General features: G+C 65.0%; 20 protein-coding genes. 15 read left to right on the forward strand and 5 right to left on the reverse strand.

The genetic code is table 11. The features are described from left to right. Positions 1–73 precede the first annotated feature (73 nt). The 5 genes from ACFTOW_RS12505 to cobO all read left to right on the forward strand — a co-directional run bounded on the left by ACFTOW_RS12505 (position 74) and on the right by cobO (position 4899). Complete coding sequence (locus ACFTOW_RS12505) at positions 74–1147, forward strand: ABC transporter substrate-binding protein (RefSeq protein WP_379916183.1); 1074 nt, start codon at positions 74–76, stop codon at positions 1145–1147. A gap of 131 nt (positions 1148–1278) precedes the next feature. Next, positions 1279–2598 carry an ABC transporter permease gene (locus ACFTOW_RS12510; RefSeq protein ID WP_379916185.1) on the forward strand — a complete coding sequence of 440 codons (1320 nt, stop codon included), beginning with the start codon at positions 1279–1281 and terminating at the stop codon, positions 2596–2598. 3 nt (positions 2599–2601) lie between these two features. After that, positions 2602–3522 (forward strand): ABC transporter permease, encoded by a 921-nt coding sequence (locus tag ACFTOW_RS12515; protein WP_379916187.1) that lies wholly within the window; start codon positions 2602–2604, stop codon positions 3520–3522. Further along, entirely contained in the window at positions 3522–4295 is a 774-nt protein-coding gene (locus tag ACFTOW_RS12520; protein ID WP_379916189.1) for an SDR family NAD(P)-dependent oxidoreductase, read from the forward strand. The genes ACFTOW_RS12515 and ACFTOW_RS12520 overlap by 1 nt, the downstream gene beginning before the upstream one ends. A 4-nt stretch (positions 4296–4299) precedes the next feature. Continuing rightward, positions 4300–4899 carry a cob(I)yrinic acid a,c-diamide adenosyltransferase gene (cobO, locus tag ACFTOW_RS12525; protein ID WP_379916191.1) on the forward strand — a complete coding sequence of 200 codons (600 nt, stop codon included), beginning with the start codon at positions 4300–4302 and terminating at the stop codon, positions 4897–4899. A 52-nt stretch (positions 4900–4951) separates the two neighbouring features. Here the strand turns inward: cobO and ACFTOW_RS12530 are convergent, their stop codons facing one another. Further along, positions 4952–5380: an organic hydroperoxide resistance protein gene (locus ACFTOW_RS12530; RefSeq protein ID WP_379916193.1), complete on the reverse strand. Its 429-nt coding sequence runs from the start codon at positions 5378–5380 to the stop codon at positions 4952–4954. A gap of 106 nt (positions 5381–5486) precedes the next feature. On the opposite strand from ACFTOW_RS12530, the gene ACFTOW_RS12535 reads away from it, so the two are divergent. Continuing rightward, positions 5487–5915, forward strand: a complete 429-nt coding sequence (locus ACFTOW_RS12535; RefSeq protein ID WP_379916195.1) for a MarR family winged helix-turn-helix transcriptional regulator — start codon at positions 5487–5489, stop codon at positions 5913–5915. Between the two features lie 66 nt (positions 5916–5981). Here ACFTOW_RS12535 and ACFTOW_RS12540 read toward each other — a convergent pair whose 3' ends face one another. Continuing rightward, positions 5982–6848: a branched-chain amino acid aminotransferase gene (locus ACFTOW_RS12540; protein WP_379916197.1), complete on the reverse strand. Its 867-nt coding sequence runs from the start codon at positions 6846–6848 to the stop codon at positions 5982–5984. A gap of 170 nt (positions 6849–7018) precedes the next feature. Between ACFTOW_RS12540 and ACFTOW_RS12545 the strand changes: the two genes are divergently transcribed. From ACFTOW_RS12545 to dxs, 6 genes are all read left to right on the forward strand, one after another. Further along, positions 7019–7516, forward strand: coding sequence for a MarR family winged helix-turn-helix transcriptional regulator (locus ACFTOW_RS12545; protein WP_379916199.1), 498 nt, complete (start codon positions 7019–7021; stop codon positions 7514–7516). Next, complete coding sequence (locus ACFTOW_RS12550) at positions 7513–8226, forward strand: response regulator (protein WP_379916201.1); 714 nt, start codon at positions 7513–7515, stop codon at positions 8224–8226. Before ACFTOW_RS12545 ends, ACFTOW_RS12550 begins: the two co-directional genes overlap by 4 nt. Positions 8227–8346: 120 nt before the next feature. Then, on the forward strand, positions 8347–9276 hold the full coding sequence (locus ACFTOW_RS12555; protein ID WP_379916203.1) for a histone deacetylase family protein: 930 nt from the start codon (positions 8347–8349) through the stop codon (positions 9274–9276). Beyond that, positions 9273–9515 (forward strand): exodeoxyribonuclease VII small subunit, encoded by a 243-nt coding sequence (locus ACFTOW_RS12560; protein WP_379916205.1) that lies wholly within the window; start codon positions 9273–9275, stop codon positions 9513–9515. Before ACFTOW_RS12555 ends, ACFTOW_RS12560 begins: the two co-directional genes overlap by 4 nt. A 5-nt stretch (positions 9516–9520) precedes the next feature. Continuing rightward, positions 9521–10387, forward strand: a complete 867-nt coding sequence (locus tag ACFTOW_RS12565; protein WP_379916207.1) for a polyprenyl synthetase family protein — start codon at positions 9521–9523, stop codon at positions 10385–10387. 25 nt (positions 10388–10412) lie between these two features. Continuing rightward, on the forward strand, positions 10413–12338 hold the full coding sequence (gene dxs, locus ACFTOW_RS12570; protein ID WP_379916209.1) for a 1-deoxy-D-xylulose-5-phosphate synthase: 1926 nt from the start codon (positions 10413–10415) through the stop codon (positions 12336–12338). Here dxs and ACFTOW_RS12575 read toward each other — a convergent pair. Continuing rightward, complete coding sequence (locus tag ACFTOW_RS12575) at positions 12335–12664, reverse strand: Zn-ribbon domain-containing OB-fold protein (protein ID WP_379916211.1); 330 nt, start codon at positions 12662–12664, stop codon at positions 12335–12337. The two genes, dxs and ACFTOW_RS12575, sit on opposite strands and share 4 nt — an antisense overlap. Then, positions 12661–13773, reverse strand: a complete 1113-nt coding sequence (locus ACFTOW_RS12580; protein ID WP_379916213.1) for a thiolase family protein — start codon at positions 13771–13773, stop codon at positions 12661–12663. The genes ACFTOW_RS12575 and ACFTOW_RS12580 overlap by 4 nt, the downstream gene beginning before the upstream one ends. A gap of 128 nt (positions 13774–13901) precedes the next feature. On the opposite strand from ACFTOW_RS12580, the gene ACFTOW_RS12585 reads away from it, so the two are divergent. Genes ACFTOW_RS12585 through ACFTOW_RS12595 form a run of 3 tightly spaced genes read left to right on the forward strand, consistent with a single transcriptional unit; the run spans position 13902 to position 17613 of the window. Continuing rightward, a complete protein-coding gene (locus ACFTOW_RS12585) occupies positions 13902–14660 on the forward strand; it encodes an IclR family transcriptional regulator (RefSeq protein WP_379916215.1) in 759 nt (252 codons plus the stop codon). A 38-nt stretch (positions 14661–14698) separates the two neighbouring features. Beyond that, positions 14699–16414: an acyl-CoA dehydrogenase family protein gene (locus ACFTOW_RS12590; protein ID WP_379916217.1), complete on the forward strand. Its 1716-nt coding sequence runs from the start codon at positions 14699–14701 to the stop codon at positions 16412–16414. After that, entirely contained in the window at positions 16411–17613 is a 1203-nt protein-coding gene (locus ACFTOW_RS12595; protein ID WP_379916219.1) for a CaiB/BaiF CoA transferase family protein, read from the forward strand. The genes ACFTOW_RS12590 and ACFTOW_RS12595 overlap by 4 nt, the downstream gene beginning before the upstream one ends. Here ACFTOW_RS12595 and ACFTOW_RS12600 read toward each other — a convergent pair. Then, complete coding sequence (locus ACFTOW_RS12600) at positions 17610–18776, reverse strand: acyl-CoA dehydrogenase family protein (RefSeq protein WP_379916221.1); 1167 nt, start codon at positions 18774–18776, stop codon at positions 17610–17612. The genes ACFTOW_RS12595 and ACFTOW_RS12600 overlap by 4 nt on opposite strands. Positions 18777–18785: the final 9 nt, after the last annotated feature.

Here is an 18785-nt window from a genome sequence, read left to right on the forward strand (position 1 = left end):
TGGGGGGCGGATGGTCAACCCGTCACACCGTCCCCGACACCAAACAAAACGGGTAACTATTGGGAGTTATGACATGAAACTGAAAACTGCACTTATGGCGACAGCCCTGACCAGTGCGGCCTATGCCGCGCAGGCGCAGGAAGTCACCGTGATGTCCTGGGGCGGGGCCTATACCAAGTCTCAGGTCGAAGCGTATCACAAGCCCTTCACCGCCGAGACCGGCATCCGTGTGAACTCGGTCGATGCCGACAACCCCGCCACGCCGATCAAGGCGCAGGTCGAGGCCGGCAACGTGTCGATCGACGTGGCCGACGTGGAATTCTCGGATGCCGTGCGCCTGTGTGACGAAGGCCTGCTGGAGCCGATCGACGTGTCGATGCTGCCCGACGCGCCCGACGGCACCCCGGCGACCGAGGACTTCATCGAAGGCGCGTTGCAGGATTGCGCCGTGGCCAGCATCGTCTGGTCCACGGTCTATGCCTACAACAGCAGCAATGTTGATGGCACGCCCACGACCATCGCTGATTTCTTTGACACCGAGAAGTTCCCCGGCAAGCGCGGCGTGCGCAAATCCGCCAAGGCAACGCTGGAAATGGCGCTGATGGCCGATGGCGTGCCTGCGGGCGAAGTGTACGAAGTGCTGGAAACCGACGAAGGCATCGACCGCGCCTTTGCCGTTCTGGACACCATCAAGGACGATATCGTCTGGTGGGAAGCCGGCGCACAGCCGCCGCAGCTTCTGGCTGATGGCGAGGTGGTGATGTCGACCGCCTACAACGGGCGTATCTTCAACGCCGCCGTGGCCGAGGGCCAGCCGCTGGAAATCGTCTGGGATGGTCAGATCCTCGATTTCGACCTGTTCGTGGTGCCCAAGGGCGCGCCAAACAAGGATGCCGCGATGCAGTTCATCGCGTTCTCGACCGACACGCAGCGCCTGGCGGATCAGGCAAGCTGGATCAGCTATGGCCCGGCGCGCATGTCCTCGGGCGAGCTGGTCGGCACGTTCATGGACGGCGAGACGGAAATGGCGACGCACATGCCCACCGCCGAAGCCAACATGGGCAACGCGCTGGTCAACAACTTCGAGTTCTGGGTCGACATGGATGCCGAGCTGAACGAGCGGTTCAACTCCTGGCTGGCGCAGTAACCCGGCCTTTGCCCCGGCCAGGCGTGCCGGGGCGATGACACAATGGGCGGGCCGTGAATGGCCCGTCCAACCATGATCCGGGACAAAGATCCGGGCCAGAGTTCAAGGCCAACGGGACGGGGTAGACAAGCATGGCTGATGCAACAGCAAACATGACCGGCGCAACCAAACAGGGCAAACCCGCCTTGTTGAAAACGGCCGATGGCAAGCCGCTCAAGGCCGCGCTGATCAGTGCGCAGGCCGCCGCCCGACGCCGGGCCTTTCTGCTGGTGCTGCCGTTGCTCGCCTTCGTGCTGATCACTTTCGTGATGCCGATTGGCCAGATGCTGCACCAGTCGTTCTACAACAGCGGATTCACGATCCACGAAGATATCGGCACCCGCACCGAAACGCCGATCATGCAGAATATCTCGGCGTGGTTTGACGAAAACCCGGCCGGCACCGAACCGGACGAGGCCGCTTTTGCCGCGCTGCATCACGATTTCCTGCTGCTGCGCGAACTGCGCGCCCCCGGTCAGGTCGGCACCCGCATCAACTACGAGCGCAGTGGATCGCGCTCGCTGTTCACCAAGACGGCGCGTGGCGCCGAGCGGATGGAGCCCCCCTACAGGGAGGCGTTCATAGACGTTGACGAGGACTGGACCGATCCCGAGCTGTGGCGCGTGATGCGCGACGCGTCCTCGGCCTATACGATCAATTTCTATCTTGCCGCGCTGGATTTTTCAAAGAACGCCGATGGCGAGATCGTCAGCGTGAATGAAAACCGCCAGATTTATATCACGCTGTTTCAGCGCACGCTGTTCCTGTCGGTCCTGATCACGTTCCTGACCTTCGTGCTGGGCTATCCCGTCGCGCATCTGCTGGCCACGCTGCCGCTGCGTTATTCCAACCTGCTGATGATCTTCGTGCTGCTGCCGTTCTGGACATCGCTGCTGGTGCGCACGACCAGCTGGATGGTGCTGCTGCAAGGGCAGGGTGTGGTGAACAACACTCTGGTGGCCGCAGGTATCGTGGGCGACAACAGCCGACTGGAAATGATGTACAACCAGACCGGCACGGTGGTGGCGATGACGCATATCCTGCTGCCGTTCATGATCCTGCCGCTGTATTCCGTGATGCGCCCGATCAACCCGTCCTATGTGCGCGCCGCGCGCAGCCTGGGCGCGACAAGCTGGACCGCGTTCCGCCGCATCTATTTCCCGCAGACCGTGCCGGGCATCGGCGCCGGGGCGTTGTTGGTGTTCATCCTGTCGGTGGGTTATTACATCACGCCCGCGCTGGTGGGTGGCGCAAGCGGGCAGTTGATTTCCAACCTGATCGCGTTCCACATGCAAAATTCGCTGAACTGGTCACTGGCCGCGGCGCTGGCGGCGCTGCTGCTGGCGGGCATCCTGATCCTGTATTGGCTCTATGATCGCCTGATCGGCATCGACAATCTGAAGCTGGGGTAAGCCATGGCACTTCCGAACCACGCCTCGACACTCGAACGGGTCTGGCACTATGTCTACCTGGTGATCTGCGGGCTGATCTTTCTGTTCCTGATCGCGCCGATCCTTGTGATCATTCCGCTGTCGTTCAACATCGAGCCTTATTTCACCTTCACCGAAAAGATGCTCAAGCTTGATCCGACGGGCTATTCCATGCGCTGGTATGACCTGCTGCTGACCTTTGGCATGCAGGACCCCGATGCGCCGCGAAATGCAAGCTGGTGGGCCGATGCGTGGTCCAACGCCGCCTGGATCAACGCGGCCAAGAACTCGATCATCGTGGGGTTCTTTGCCACCATACTGGCCACGACACTGGGCACGATCGCGGCTCTGGGCCTGTCACGCCCGGAAATGCCCTATCGCCGGCTGATCATGGCGATGCTGATCTCGCCGATGATCGTGCCGATCATCATCGTGGCGACGGGGCTGTTCTTTTTCTACTCCAGCATCGGTATCCATAATTGGGGCATCCCCTATCTCGGGGTCATTCTGGCCCATGCCACGCTGGGCATTCCCTTTGTAATCATCACGGTGACGGCGACGCTGGTGGGGTTTGACCATTCGCTGACCCGCGCGGCGGCCAATCTGGGCGCGGACCCTTTGACGACGTTCCGGCGGGTGCAGATGCCTCTGATCCTGCCCGGTGTGGTGTCGGGCGGGCTGTTCGCCTTTGTCACCTCGTTCGACGAGGTGGTGGTGGTGCTGTTCGTCGGCGGTCTGGATGAACAGACCATCCCGCGCCAGATGTGGAACGGCATTCGCGAACAGATCAGCCCGGCGATCCTGTCGGTGGCGACGATCCTTGTGATCATCTCGATCGCGCTGTTGACCACGGTTGAAATCCTGCGCCGCCGGTCCGAACGGCTGCGCGGCATGAGCCCGTCCTGATGCAGATCGCGGGAACGGTTGTCATCGTCACGGGCGGCGCGCAGGGGATCGGTGCGGCATTGGTGCGCGCGATCAAGGATGCAGGGGCCACGGCCGTGATCAGCGCGGATCTGAAGCCGCATCAGGTGGATGGCGCGGATGAATGCGTCGTCTGTGACGTGTCGCGGCAGGATCAGATCGAAGCCATGATCGACCATGTCGAGGCCACGCATGGCCCCGTCGGTCTGATGTGCTCGAACGCCGGTATCCTGACCGGCAAGGACACCACCTTTGACAATATCGCCTTTGCCGATGCGGATGTCTGGAACACCGCCTGGGCGATCAACGTCATGGCGCATGTGCACGCGGCCCGGCATCTGATCCCACGGATGAAATCACGCGGGGGCGGGTATTTCCTGCACACGGCCTCGGCTGCCGGTCTGCTGAACCAGGTGGGCAGCGCGGTTTATGGCGTGACGAAACACGCCGCTGTCGGGTTTGCCGAGGCGCTGGCCTTTGGCCATCGCGACGACGGGATCGGGGTCAGCGTGCTGTGCCCGCAAGGCGTGGATACCGCCATGGTGCGCGACGCGGGCAACAACCCGGCGGTTCTGGACGGTGTGCTGCCGCCCGAACAGGTGGCGGCCGAGTGCATTCAGGCCATCGAGGCGCGGCGCTTTCTTGTCCTTCCCCATCCCGAGGTTGCAGACTACATGAAGGTCAAGGCCGAGACATATGACCGCTGGATCGGCGGCATGGCCAAACTGCAACGCGCTATGAAAGAGGCAAACTGACCTGATGGCGGAACCCGAGGCGTACAAGGAAAAGATGCAGGCGGTGCAAAAGGCGCATCGTCAGAAACAGCAGGAACTGCGCGACCCTGACAAGGGGCTGGTGCTGGTCAACACCGGGAACGGCAAGGGCAAATCCTCGTCCGCCTTTGGCGTGGCGATCCGTGCCCTGGGCTGGAAACAGCGCGTGGGCGTGGTGCAGTTCGTCAAAGGCACGTGGATCACCGGCGAGCGGCAGTTCTTTGAACGGCTGGGCGGTGTCGATTGGCACATGATGGGCGAGGGATTCACATGGGATACGCAGGATAAAGAGCGGGATCGCATGGCTGCCGAGGCTGCGTTGGTGCAGGCCGCCACGATGCTGGCAAGTGGCGACTATCATCTGGTCATTCTGGACGAGATCAACATTTCCTTGCGCTACCACCAGATCACGCCGCAGGCCGTGATCGACGCGCTGGAAGCGCGTGACGCCAGAACCGGCGTGATCCTGACCGGCCGGGATGCACCGCCCGAAATCTGCGACTATGCCGATCTGGTTTCGGTCATTGACGAGGTAAAGCACCCCTACAAGGCCGGGATCAAGGCGCAGCGCGGGGTCGATTTCTAGGGTTTAGCGGTTGCGCAGGCCGGGAACGGCCTGCGCCAGAGAATGCCGCGTATCAGGCCAGCGTGACCTCGACCTCGATATTGCCCTGCGTGGCGTTCGAGTACGGGCAGACAAAATGTCCGCGATCGACCATCTTCTGCGCCATGTCCCGCTCGACGCCCGGCAGGGTGACCACCAGCTTGACCGCCAGACCGAATCCCCCGTCCGAGCGTGGGCCGATGCCGACATGCGCGTCAACCGTCGCATCATCGGGCACGGTGCCCAGCTTTTCCTTTTGCGCGGCGGCCCGCATGGCCCCCAGGAAACAGGCCGCATAGCCCATCGCAAACAGCTCTTCGGGGTTGTGGCCTGCACCGGATCCGCCCAGCTCCTTGGGTGGCGCCATTGTGACGGTCAGCATGCCCGAGGCCAGCCGCGCCAGCCCGTCACGGCCGCCGCCGGTTGCCTTGGCTTCGGTCCAGTATTTGGGATCGGTTGTCATGGGATTCCTTTCGCTAACGATTGTATCGTGTGCGATTTAAAGTGAACTCGTGATACCATGATGTCAAGACTTGCGATCATATCGCGCGCGATGTAAATATCCGTGGATGACACTCTCTCCTCCAGATATGCTGTGTTTTGCGCTGTATTCCGCCACCCATGCCATGCAACAGGTGTACAAACCGCTGCTGGACCAGTTGGGCCTGACCTATCCGCAATACCTGCTGATGTCGGCTTTGTGGACGCAGGACGCCCGGACGGTCGGCGCATTGGGGCGCGATCTGGCGCTGGAATCCAACACGCTGACACCCCTGATCAAACGGCTTGAGGTGCGCGGACTTGTATCGCGACAGCGCGACCGCGCCGACGAGCGGCGCGTGATCGTGCGCCTGACGGATAAGGGGCACGAGATGCAGGCGCAGGCGCGGCACATCGCGGCCTGCGTTCTGGATCAGACGGGCCTGACGGCGGAACAGGCCCAGGCCCTGCGCGATCAGATCAACGACCTGAGTCACCGCCTGCGCGATGCCGGGTAGCGCCGCAGCGCCAATCCTGTCGCGTCAAGGCAAAGGCTGGGTGGGCAATACCGCCCATCCCAAGGATCAGCGGCGCACCAGTTTCTCGTAATCCTCGGCCACTTCGCGGGTCAGCGCGCCGACCTCGAAATTGTAGTCGCCGATCTGGCCCACCGGGGTCACTTCGGCGGCGGTGCCGGTCAGCCAGCACTGCTCGAACCCTTCCAGTTCGTCGGGCATGATGTGACGCTCGATCACCTCGACGCCCTTGTCCTTCAGCATCGCGATCACCGACTGGCGGGTGATCCCGTTCAGGAACGCGTCGGGCGTGGGCGTGTGCACCGCGCCGTCCTTGACGAAAAAGATGTTGGCCCCCGTCGCCTCGGCCACGTAGCCGCGATAGTCCATCATCATCGCGTCCGAGCATCCCTTGGCCTCGGCCGCGTGCTTGGACATCGTTGCAATCATATACAAACCCGCCGCCTTGGCCTGGCTGGGCGCGGTGGCCGGGTCGGGGCGGCGCCACTTGGCGATGTCCAGCTTGGCACCCTTCATCTTGGCATCGCCATAGTAATTGCCCCAGGACCACACCGCCACGGCCATACGCACCGGGTTGCGGGCGCTGGCCACGCCCATATCCTCGCCCGCGCCGCGCCAGGCAAAGGCGCGCACATAGGCGTCGGTCAGGTTGTTGGCCTTCAGCGTCGCCTCTTTCGCGGCCTCGATCTCATCCACCGTATAGGGGATCTCGAAATCGATCAGGCGGCCCGATTTCAGAAGGCGTTCGGAATGTTCGCGGCTTTTGAAGATCTTGCCGCCATAGCACCGCTCGCCCTCGAACACCGAGCTGGCATAATGCAGCGCGTGGCTGAGTACATGCACCTGCGCGTCACGCCATTCTACCAGTTGACCATCCAGCCAGATCTTGCCGTCCCGATCATCATAGCCCGCCATTCGTCGTCTCCCGCGCTTGTGCTTTGCATTTGTTGCGCATTATACGTCCGGTTCGGACATAAAGTTACGCAAAAACTGCGATTCGCTACCAGTTGCTTGTTGGAATGTCAACAAGGCTGACGTAAGCTGCCCGGCAAACAGGCAGATGGCGAAAGGCCGAAGGGGGGCAAATGGCGGACCCGACCAGTGGCGAGAACCTGCTGTATCTGACGGACGAACAGTTGCGTCAGGGGATCGAGGCGATGTTCTTTGCCTATCGCGGCTTTACCGCCGACCCCGACCGGATACTGGCCGATCTGGCCTATGGCCGCGCGCATCACCGTGCGGTGCATTTCATCAACCGCGCGCCGGGCACCACGGTCAACAACCTGCTTGCCATTCTGGGTGTCACCAAGCAATCGCTGAACCGTGTCTTGCGCAGCCTGATCGAGGATGGCCTTGTACAAAGCAGGGTCGGCAGTTCGGACAAGCGCGAGCGGCATCTGTATCTGACTGATGCGGGACGGGCGCTGGAACAACGCCTGTCAGATGCGCAGCGCGCCCGGATGCGCACGGCCTATCGCGCTGCGGGTCCGCAGGCGGTGGCGGGATTCCGGCAGGTGCTTGAGGCGATGATGGACGCGGACATGAGACGGCGATACCAGGCCTTGAAGGAGAGCGGCGCATGAGCGACGTGGACGCCCATCTGCTGATCGTTGACGATGACGAGCGTATCCGCAGCCTGCTGGCGCGGTTCCTGGTCAAGCACGGGTTTCTGGTGTCCACCGCCCGCGATGCTGCCCATGCGCGGCGTCTGCTGTCGGGGTTGGCGTTCGATCTGATCGTGATGGACGTGATGATGCCGGGCGAGGATGGCGTGGCCCTGACCCGCGCGATCCGCGACACCGATGCCACCCCGATCCTGCTGCTGACCGCCAAGGGCGAGACCAAGGACAGGATCGCCGGGCTGGAGGCCGGGGCGGATGACTACCTGCCCAAGCCGTTCGAGCCGCGCGAGCTGCTGCTGCGGATCAACGCGATCCTGCGGCGGATGCCCGAACCCGTGGCCGAAAGCACCGTGCCAAAGGTGCTGCATCTTGGCAACGTGCGCTATGACATCGAACGCGGCGAGTTGTGGAACGGGTCCGACCCGGTGCGCCTGACCGCGACGGAAAGCCAGTTGATGCGGATCTTTGCCGCGCAGCCGGGCGAGGCGATCACCCGCGCGCGGCTGGTCGAGGATCTGGGCCGGGGCGGGGCCGCGGCGGGCGGGCAGTCGCAGGAGCGCGCGGTTGATGTGCAGATCACCCGCCTCCGCCGCAAGCTGGAACAGGACCCCAAACAGCCGCGTTACCTGCAGACGGTGCGCGGATCGGGCTATATGCTGGCGCCGGATTGAACCCCGTTTTGCGCGCCGGTTTTGCGACCCGTTTTGAGCCTTGTCGGGGCGCTGTGCGCGTGGCACGGTCGGGTGCCTCCGGCGGGAGTTTATCTGGCAAGATGAAGATGAAAGGACAGCATGGGAACCGCGATCTACTGGCATGACGACTGCCTGAACCACCTGACACCGGCGGGCCACCCCGAGCAGGTGGCACGGCTGACGGCCCTGCGCCCTACGCTTGAGGCGATCTCGGGGCCCGAGTGGCGCGAGGCCCCTCTGGGCGAGGATGCCGCGATCCTGCGGGGCCATCCGGCGGCGTATCTGGAGAAGATCCTGGCCGCCGCGCCCGAAGCGGGCAGCGTGCAACTGGATGACGACACGCATATGTCGCCCGGATCGGTGGCCGCCGCGCGGCGCGGGCTGGGCGGGGCGATTGCTGCGGTCGATGCGGTGATGGCGGGCGAGGTGGGCAATGCCTTTGTCGCCACGCGCCCGCCGGGGCACCACGCCGAACGCACGCGGCACATGGGGTTCTGTCTGTTCGGCAATCTCGCACTGGCCGCCATGCACGCGATGGAGGTGCACGGGCTGTCCCGCGTGGCGGTGGTGGATTTCGACGTGCATCACGGCAACGGCACGCAGGATCTGCTGTGGGACGAGGCGCGCGCGCTGTTTTTCTCGTCTCATCAGATGCCGCTGTGGCCGGGCAGTGGCGCGCCGGACGAACGCGGCGCGCATGATCAGATCGTGAACCTGCCGCTGGACCCGATGAGCGGCGGGGCCGAGATGCGCGCGGTCTACGAGGCGCAGGTGTTTCCGCGCATCGACGCCTACCAGCCCGAATTGCTGCTGATCTCTGCCGGGTTCGACGCGCATCGCGCCGATCCGCTGGCCAATCTGAACTGGGAAACCGATGATTTCGTCTGGCTGACGCAGCGCCTGTGCGCTCTGGCCGCGAAACATTGCGCGGGGCGGGTGGTATCCGTGCTGGAGGGCGGTTACGATCTGAACGCCTTGGCGGCCAGTGCCGCCGCCCATGTCAACGCATTGAAGGACGCCAGCGCATGACTGACAAACCCGTGGACGAGATGACATTCGAAGACGCCATGCGCGCCTTGGAAGAGGTGGTGGGCAAGCTGGAGCGCGGCGATGTTCCGCTGGAGGATTCCATTGCCCTGTACGAGCGTGGGGCGGCGTTGAAGAAACGCTGCGAGGCCAAGCTGAAAGAGGCCGAGGAAAAGGTCGCCGCGATCACCCTGGATGGCGAGGGCACCCCGACAGGGGTCACCCCGGTCGACGGGCTGTAACCCGCGTGCTGGATCAGGCGCTGAAGGAAACCGCGGATCGGGTGCAGACGCATCTGGACCTGTGCATCGGCCAGTATGACGGCACGGTGGCGCAGGCGATGACCTATGCCAGCCGCGGGGGCAAGCGGATGCGCGCGCTGCTGGTGCTTGAAGGCGCGGCGCTGCATGGTGTGACGCCGGATCAGGCGGTCTGGTCGGCGGCGGCGATCGAGGCGCTGCACGCTTATTCGCTGGTGCATGACGATCTGCCCTGTATGGACGATGACGACGAACGCCGCGGCATGCCCACGGTACACCGGCAGTGGGACGAGGCGACTGCGGTTCTGGCCGGTGACGCGCTTCAGACGCTGGCGTTCGAAATGCTGGCCGATCCTCGTGGCCATCCCGATGCGGCGGTGCGCGCCGATCTGGTGCTGTCGCTGGCGCGGGCGGCCGGGGCGGGCGGCATGGTACATGGTCAGGCGCTGGATATTGCCGCCGAAAGCGCCGATGTGCCCCTGACGCTGGACCAGATCACCGCCTTGCAGGCGGGCAAGACCGGGGCGCTGATCACGTGGTCGGCCTGCGTGGGGCCGGTTCTGGCGCAGGCCGATCAGGCGCCGTTGCGGGCCTATGGCGATGCCATCGGGCTGGCCTTTCAGATCGCCGACGATGTGCTGGACGTGACCGGCGATGCCGCGGCGATGGGCAAGGCCGTGGGCAAGGATGCCGCCGCGGGCAAGGCCACATTCGTGTCACTGCTGGGTCTGGACGCGGCAAAGCGTCGTGCCGCCGATCTGGTGACCGAGGCCTGTGACGCCCTAACTGTGTATGGCGACAGGGCAGACTGCTTGCGGCAGGCCGCGCGGTTCGTTATCTCGCGCGACAGCTAAGCCAACCCCCGGGAGGGGTGCCAGAATGACCAAACGACCCACCACACCGCTGCTGGATACCATCCACGCCCCCGCCGACATGAAGCGGCTGAGCGACACGCAACTGCGGCAACTGGCCGACGAACTGCGCGCCGAGACGATTTCCGCCGTGTCCGAGACCGGCGGCCATCTGGGCGCAGGTCTGGGTGTGGTCGAACTGACCGTGGCACTGCATGCGGTGTTCGACACGCCGCGCGACAAGCTGATCTGGGACGTGTCGCACCAGTCCTATCCGCACAAGATCCTGACCGGACGGCGCGACCGCATCCGCACGATCCGGCAAAAGGGCGGGCTGAGCGGGTTCACCAAGCGGTCCGAGTCGCCCTATGATCCGTTCGGCGCGGCCCATTCCAGCACCTCGATCAGCGCGGCCCTCGGCTATGCGGTGGCGCGTGATCTGGGTGGCAGCATCGACAGCGGGCTGGGCGATGCCATCGCGGTGATCGGCGACGGCGCGATGAGTGCCGGCATGGCGTTCGAGGCGATGAACAACGCCGGCCACCTGAAAAAGCGCATGATCGTGATCCTGAACGACAACGAGATGAGCATCGCACCGCCGGTGGGCGCGCTGTCGTCCTACCTGAGCCGGCTTTATGCCGGAGAGCCGTTTCAGGAGTTCAAGGCCGCCGCCAAGGGCGCGGTCAGCCTGCTGCCCGAACCCTTCCGCGAAGGAGCCAAGCGCGCCAAGGACATGCTCAAAGGCATGGCCGTCGGCGGCACCCTGTTCGAGGCGCTGGGGTTCTCCTATGTCGGGCCGATCGACGGGCATGATTTCGACCAGCTTCTGCCGGTGTTGCGGACGGTCAAGGCGCGCTCTACCGGGCCGATGCTGATCCATGTGCTGACGAAAAAGGGCAAGGGCTATGCCCCCGCCGAAAGCGCGCGCGACGGCGGCCATGCGACGGCGAAATTCGACGTGCTGACCGGCAAGCAAAAGAAGTCGCCCAGCAACGCCCCCAGCTATACCGAGGTGTTCGGCCGCACGCTGACCGCGCTGGCGGCCTGCGATCCGCGCATCTGTGCGGTGACGGCGGCCATGCCCGGCGGTACCGGGCTGGACCTGATGGCGGAACGCTATCCCAGCCGCGTGTTCGACGTTGGCATTGCCGAGCAACACGGTGTGACCTTTGCTGCAGCCCTGGCTGCCGGCGGTATGCGCCCGTTCTGCGCGATGTATTCGACATTCCTGCAACGCGGCTACGATCAGGTCGTGCATGACGTGGCGATCCAGCGCCTGCCGGTGCGCTTTGCCATTGATCGCGCGGGTCTGGTCGGGGCCGATGGGGCCACCCACGCGGGGTCGTTCGACGTGGCCTATATGGCGAACCTGCCGGGCATGGTGGTGATGGCGGCAGCGGACGAGGCCGAGCTGACCCACATGGTCGCCACCGCCGCCGCGCATGATGACGGTCCGATTGCGTTCCGCTATCCGCGCGGCGAGGGGTCGGGCGTGACCATGCCCGAACGTGGCGAGGTGCTGGAAATCGGCAAGGGCCGGATGATCCACACCGGCAGCCGCGTGGCGATCCTGTCCTTCGGCACCCGTTTGGGCGCGGTGATGGACGCCTGCGAGGCATTGGGCGCGCGCGGCATCACGCCCACCGTGGCCGACGCGCGCTTTGCCAAGCCGCTGGACCGCGACCTGATCCTCGGGCTCGCCCGCGATCACGAGGCGCTGATCACCATCGAGGAAGGCGCGGTCGGCGGGTTCGGCAGCCATGTCGCGCAACTGCTGTCGGATGAGGGCGTGTTCGATGCGGGGCTGCGGTTCCGGTCGATGGTGCTGCCCGACACCTTCATCGACCAGTCCAGCCCCGAGGATATGTACGCTACCGCCAGGCTGAACGCCCCCGATATCGAATCCAAGGTGCTCGAGGTTCTGGGCGTCGAGGTGATGGGCAAGCGGGCCTAGGTTTCGGCCATGTAAGGCCCGCGGTCCGGTGTTCGCGCGGTCAGCGTGGTTGCAGCTCCGATTTGCAAGGGCTGCGCGCTGCTTGCCATGATCACCGGGCCATCGTCTGTCTGCACCAGCACGATCCAGAACGGCACAGCGCCGGTGGGCGATCCCAGCGGGGTGACATGCACCTCGGTGCAGGCGGTGACGGTGCCGTGGCGGGATTTTGTGCTGCTGCTCAGCGCGGTGCCGCCGCAGCGCGGGCAGAATCCGCGCGCGATCTGGAACACATAGGCGCAGCCCGAGCAGGTGAACAGGCGCAGGCCGGTGGGTTGGTCGGTCATGGCCGCGCCTCCAGCACCATGCTGACATTGGCGGAAAACACCCCGCCATCGGCATGGATGAATCCGCGCCTGTGCGCGGCGTCGGCGCGCAGACGGCGGGTGATCTCGACGATATGCGCCATGCCGCCCGCCACGCCGGGGTGGCCATAGGACAGCAACCCGCCGTGGGTGTTCAGCGGCAGCGCGCCATCGTGGTCGAACCGCCCCGCGCGCGTGTCGGCGGGGGCTTGCCCAGGGGCACAAAAACCGCAGGCCTCAAGAAACATCGCCAGCGTCACCGTGAAGCTGTCATAGATCGCCAGCCGGTCGATATCGGCCGGGGTGCAGCCTGCCTGCGCCATCGCGGCTGCTGCGGACTGGCGCGCGCCAAGGGCCACATCGGCCGGGGATTGCGTAAGGTGTTGGTGGGTATGAGCCTGCGCCGTGCCGGTGATGGCGATGCCGTTTTCGCTGGCGGATACCAGAACCGCCGCCGCGCCATCGGACACCGGGCAGCAATCCAGCAGCTTCAGAGGCAGGGCGATGGGCCGACTGGCCATCACATCCTCAACCGTGACCTGTTTCCGAAACTGGGCGCCCGGCGTCATGCAGGCATGGCGGCGCATCAGCACGGCCAGTTCTGCCAGATCCTCCTGTCGCAGCCCGCGGGCGTGTAGGTACTGCGAGGCGACCAACCCGTAATAGGCAGGCACAGACCCGCCTTGCGTGACCTCGTGATCATGCTCGCCCACCTCGGCCAGGGTGCGGGCAGCGTCGCCTGCCGCATGGCCGCTGCGGCGGTTTTCACCTGCAACCACCAGCACATTTCGCGCCGCCCCCGCTGTGACTAGGTGCCGGGCCAGGGCGACCATGGCCAACCCAGTGGCCCCGCCCGCCTGCACGCCATGGGCATAGGCAGGGCTGAGGCCGAAATACTCGGCAAAGCGCGTGGCGGGCATCAGGTGAGGGGCGACGGTGGAATACCCCAGCAAAAGGCCGTCCACCTGCCCGCGCCCGATCCCTGCATCCGCCAGCGCGGCGGTTGCCGCCTCGGCCTGCAAGTCCAGCGAGGTCTTTGGCGCATGATTGCCAAATCCGGTCATGGCAACACCAGTGATGTAGGCGGTCATCGGGGCTTGGCTCCTGTCGGTCGGAAAGCTGATCAATGCCAGCCTTCTGGACAGTCTATAACCGAAAACTTGATTTTGTCCATATTTGAGTTTAGTAAGTCCATAAATATGGACAAATGGATGGGCTGATGCAGGTCAAGCAAGCCGACAACGTGTTGTCGATCCTCGAATTCTTTGCCGAGCATCGCAGCCCCGCCACGGTGGCCGAACTGGCGCAGCATTTCGGCTGGGCGCGGTCCAGCACGTTCAATATCGTCGGCACGCTGGCCGACCGTGGCTATCTGTATGAACCGCGCATGCGCGGTGCCTATTTCCCGACGCCCCGTTGGCTGATCATGGCGCGCCAGATCGCGGATGCCGACCCGGTGCCACAATCGTTGATCCGCGTCATCGACCGGCTGGTCGAGGATACGGACGAAACCGTGTGGATCGCCGGGGCCAGCGGGTTGCATGTGGTTGTGCTTGAGGTGCGCGAAAGCCCGCAACTGCTGCGCTATGCTGCGCAGGCGGGCACGCGGCTGCCGATCCATGTCACCGGCTCGGGGCAGGCGCTGATGGCGCTGATGCCGGTCGCGCAGCGCGATGCGTTGCTGGGGCGCATCCGGTATCAGTCCTATAACCGCAACAGCCCCACCAGCGCCGACGAGGTCCGCGCCCAGATCGACGCATCGCTGGCGCGCGGCTGGTTCATGTCGGCCTCGGCCTATTCCTCGGACCTGGGCGGCGTGTCCTTGCCGGTGGTGATCGGCGCGCAGGCCTTTGCCGTCACCGTGGCCGGACCCGAGGCGCGCGTACTGCCGCGTATGGATCAGATCGGCGCGATGATCCGCACCGCAATCAGCGACGAATGCGGGGCCGACTGCCTGCCCCTGCCTGCCCCTGCCTGAAAATACCGCATCATCCGCGATGCACCGGAGGAGAGACCATGCCGACCATCCATCACAACATCCCCGACAGTTCCGGGCTGAACGCCTTTCGCGCCGACCCTGCGCTGCGGCGGCTTCTGAAGGTCTATCTCGACGATGACACCTTTGCCGCACTGCTGCCCCAGTTCGACCGCATGGGCGCGCTGAGCGGGGCCGAGCTGGAGCGGCTGGCGCTGACCGCCGACAAGAACCCGCCGATCCTGCACTTGCGCAGCCGGATCGGGGCGGATGCGCAGAGCATCGAAAAGCATCCCGCCTATCAGCGGCTTGAGCAGTATGCCTTTGGCGAATTCGGTCTTGCGGCGATGTCGCATCGCGGGGGTGTGTTTGGCCAGCCGGGCAAGCTGCCACCGGCGGTGAAATACGCGCTGGTCTATCTGTTCGTGCAGGCCGAGTTTGGCCTGTGCTGCCCTCTGAGCATGACGGATTCCCTGACCCGGACGCTGGCGAAATTCGGTGATCCCGACCTGGTGGCCGAGTATTTCGACCAGTTGACCAGTCAGGACATGGATGTGCTGATGCAGGGTGCGATGTTCATGACCGAACAGATGGCCGGGTCGGACGTTGGCGCCATCGACACCGTGGCGCGGCAGGACGCGGATGGCACCTGGCGGCTTTACGGCGACAAGTGGTTCTGCTCGAACCCCGATGCCGCGCTGGCGATGGTGCTGGCCCGGCCCGAGGGCGGCGATGGCGGCACGCGCGGCCTGTCGCTTTTCCTGCTGCCCCGGCACCTGCCCGATGGCACGCTGAACGCCTATCGCATCCTGCGGCTGAAGGACAAGATGGGCACGAAATCCATGGCCTCGGGCGAGATCGCGATAACAGGCGCGGTGGCGCATCTGGTGGGCGATCCGGGGCAAGGCTTCAAGCAGATGACCGACATGATCAACATGTCCCGGCTGGCCAACGGGGTGCGCAGCGCCGGCATGATGCGCCGCTCAGTGGCGGAATCGCTGTTCATCGCGCGCAACCGCACGGCATTCGGCAAGCGGCTGATCGACCTGCCCCTGATGCGGCGGCAACTGCTTAAGTTGCTGGTGACGGCAGAGCAGGGACGGTCGATGGTGTTTCACACCGCCGAGGTGCTGCGCCGCGCCGATGCGGGTGATGCGCAGGCGGCAAAGGTGCTGCGCATCCTGACGCCGTTGTTGAAGTTCCGCACCTGCCGCGATGCACGCAAGGTGGCGGGCGACGCGATGGAGGTGCGCGGCGGCTGTGGCTATATCGAGGAGTTCTCGGATGCGCGCATCCTGCGCGACGCGCATCTGGGCTCGATCTGGGAAGGCACCAGCAACATCGTGGCGCTGGATGTGGCCCGTGCGACCAGACGCGAGGGCGCGCTGGATGCGCTGCGCGCGCATCTGGACGATCTGGCCGACCAGGCGGGCAACATGGTGCCGGGCGGGGCGCGCGATGCGCTGGACCGCGCCGCCGGATACCTGGACGCCGTGGCGAATGACCCCGCGCGCGAGGGCGAGGTGCGCCAGGCGGCCAGCGCGGTTTACAACGCGGCGTCAGCGATCATCATGGCGTGGGAGGATGCGCAGCCCGGTTGTGGTGCGGGCGACCGTACGCGGCTGGCCGGTCTGGTGCTGAAACACAAGCTGACGGCTCGCGATCCGCTGGTCGGGGGCGGGGACGACACCGGCGATGCCGACCTGCTGGAGCGGGCATTTGTAGAAACCGAAACCATGCTGGAGGCAGCGGAATGAACGATACGGCAACAGGGGCCCTTGCAGGCCTGAAAGTGATCGACCTGAGCCGCGTGCTGGGCGGGCCCTTCGCCGGGCAGGTTCTGGGCGATCACGGGGCGGATGTGATCAAGATCGAACCGCCCGCCGGGGACGAGACCCGCGGCTGGGGGCCGCCCTTCAACGACAATGGCACGGCAGGCTATTTCGAAGGGCTGAACCGCAACAAGCGCGCCATTGCGCTGGACCTGACCCGCGACGAAGGCCGCGCGGTGCTGCTGCGGATCTTGGAAGGTGCGGATGTGCTGCTGGAAAACTTCAAGGTCGGCACGCTGGAGAAATGGGGGCTGGGGTATGACGAGGTGCTGTCGCACCGCTTTCCGCGCCTGATCCACGCCCGCGTCAGCGGCTTTGGCGCGGATGGTCCGATGGGGGCGATGCCAGGCTATGACGCAATCCTGCAGGCGATGGGTGGCATCATGTCGGTCAACGGCACCGCCGACACCGGGCCGACGCGCGTGGGCCTGCCGGTGGTGGACATGGTCACCGGGCTGAACGCGGTGATCGGGATCATGATGGCGCTGACCCATCGTGCGGCCACCGGCAAGGGGCAATTCGTCGAGGCCGCGTTGTTTGATTCCGCCCTGTCGCTGCTGCACCCGCACGCGCCCAACGTGTTCCTGTCGGGGAAAGAGCCGCGACTGACAGGCAATGACCACCCCAACATCTCGCCCTACTCCTCCTATGTCACGGCCACGCGGCCGGTGTATCTGGCGGTGGGCAACAACCGGCAATTCGCCAAGCTGTGTGCGGAAATCGGTGCGCCCGAGATCGCGGAGGATCCGCAGTTCGCCACCAATGCCGACCGCGTGGTGAACCGCGAGGCCCTGCGCGAGGCGCTAGAGGCTGCGATGGCCGATCAGGACGGTGCCGCGCTGGGGGAACGGCTGATCGCGGCAGGCGTGCCCGCCGGGCCGATCCTGACGGTGAACGAGGCGCTGGCGCATCCCCACACCGCACACCGGCAGATGGTGGTTCAAATGGACGGCTATCGCGGCCTTGGCGCGCCGGCCAAGCCAGCGCAGACCCCGCCCAGCTTTCGCCGCCCACCGCCCGGATTTGCCGAGCATACCGCCCAGGTTCTGGCGGAATTCGGCTATGACCCGGATGAGATCGCCGCCTTGGAACAGGATGGCGTGACGCCTGCGGACCGCGCCTAGGCGCGGTCCTGATACTCCTTGATCATGCGGCGGGCGATGATGATCTGCTGGATCTGGCTGGTGCCTTCGTAGATGCGCAGCAGTCGGGCATCGCGGAACAGCCGCTCGATCGGGTACTCGGCCATGTAGCCCGCGCCGCCATGCACCTGCAACGCGCGGTCGGCCACACGAAACGCCATCTCCGAGGCGAAATACTTGGACGATGACGCCATCAGGATCGCCTGACCCTTGGTGTCATATTCCTGCGCGGTGGCGCGCACCAGATGGCGCGCGGCCAGCAGCTCGGCCTGGCTTTCGGCCAGCAGCGCCTGTACCAGTTGATGCTGCGCGATGGGCTGGCCGAACTGGTGGCGCTGCATGGCGTAATCGGTGGCCAGATCCAGCATCCGCTGCGCCGTGCCCACCGCGATCGAGGCAACATGCAGGCGGCCCCGGTCCAGCACTTTCATCGCCGTGCGAAAGCCGCGGTTAAGGTTGCCGGGCCCGCCTATGATGGCGCTTTCGGGCAGGCGCACGTCATCAAGGATCACATCCGAGGTCTTGGTGCCGCGTTGACCCAGCTTGCGATCCGGCTTGGCCACAGTGATGCCCGGCGTTTCGGCGGGCAGCAGAAAGGCCGACACCCCGTCACCGCCGTCGCGGTCGGGATCGGTGCGGGCAAACACCGTGAACACGCCCGCGCGCACTGCGTTGGTGATGTACCGCTTGGTCCCGTTCAGAACGAAATCCGACCCGTCGCGCCGCGCCGTGGTTTTCAGATGCGCGGCATCCGACCCGATATCGGGTTCGGTCAGGGCGAAACTGGCGATCATGTCGCCTCTGGCCAGCGCGGGCAGGTACCGGGCCTTTTGCGCATCGGTGCCATCCATGACGATGCCCTGAATGCCGATGCCCACGTTCGTGCCGATCAGCGACCGGAACGAGACCGAGGCATAGCACAGCGCCTCGACCAGCCGCGATTCCTGCAAGGTGGTCAGACCGATGCCGCCGAACTCTTCAGGGATGGACAGGCCGAACAGGCCCATGTCGGCCATCTCGTGCACGATGTCCTCGGGGATGTCATTGCCTTCCTCGACCTGGCTTTCGGCGGGGATCAGGCGCTCGCGGACATAGCGGCGCACGCTGTCCAGCAACTGCTCGAATGTGTCGTCGTCAACGGCCATTGGGCCTCC

The sequence above is a fragment of the Lacimonas salitolerans genome (assembly GCF_042677865.1).
GTDB lineage: Bacteria > Pseudomonadota > Alphaproteobacteria > Rhodobacterales > Rhodobacteraceae > Lutimaribacter > Lutimaribacter salitolerans.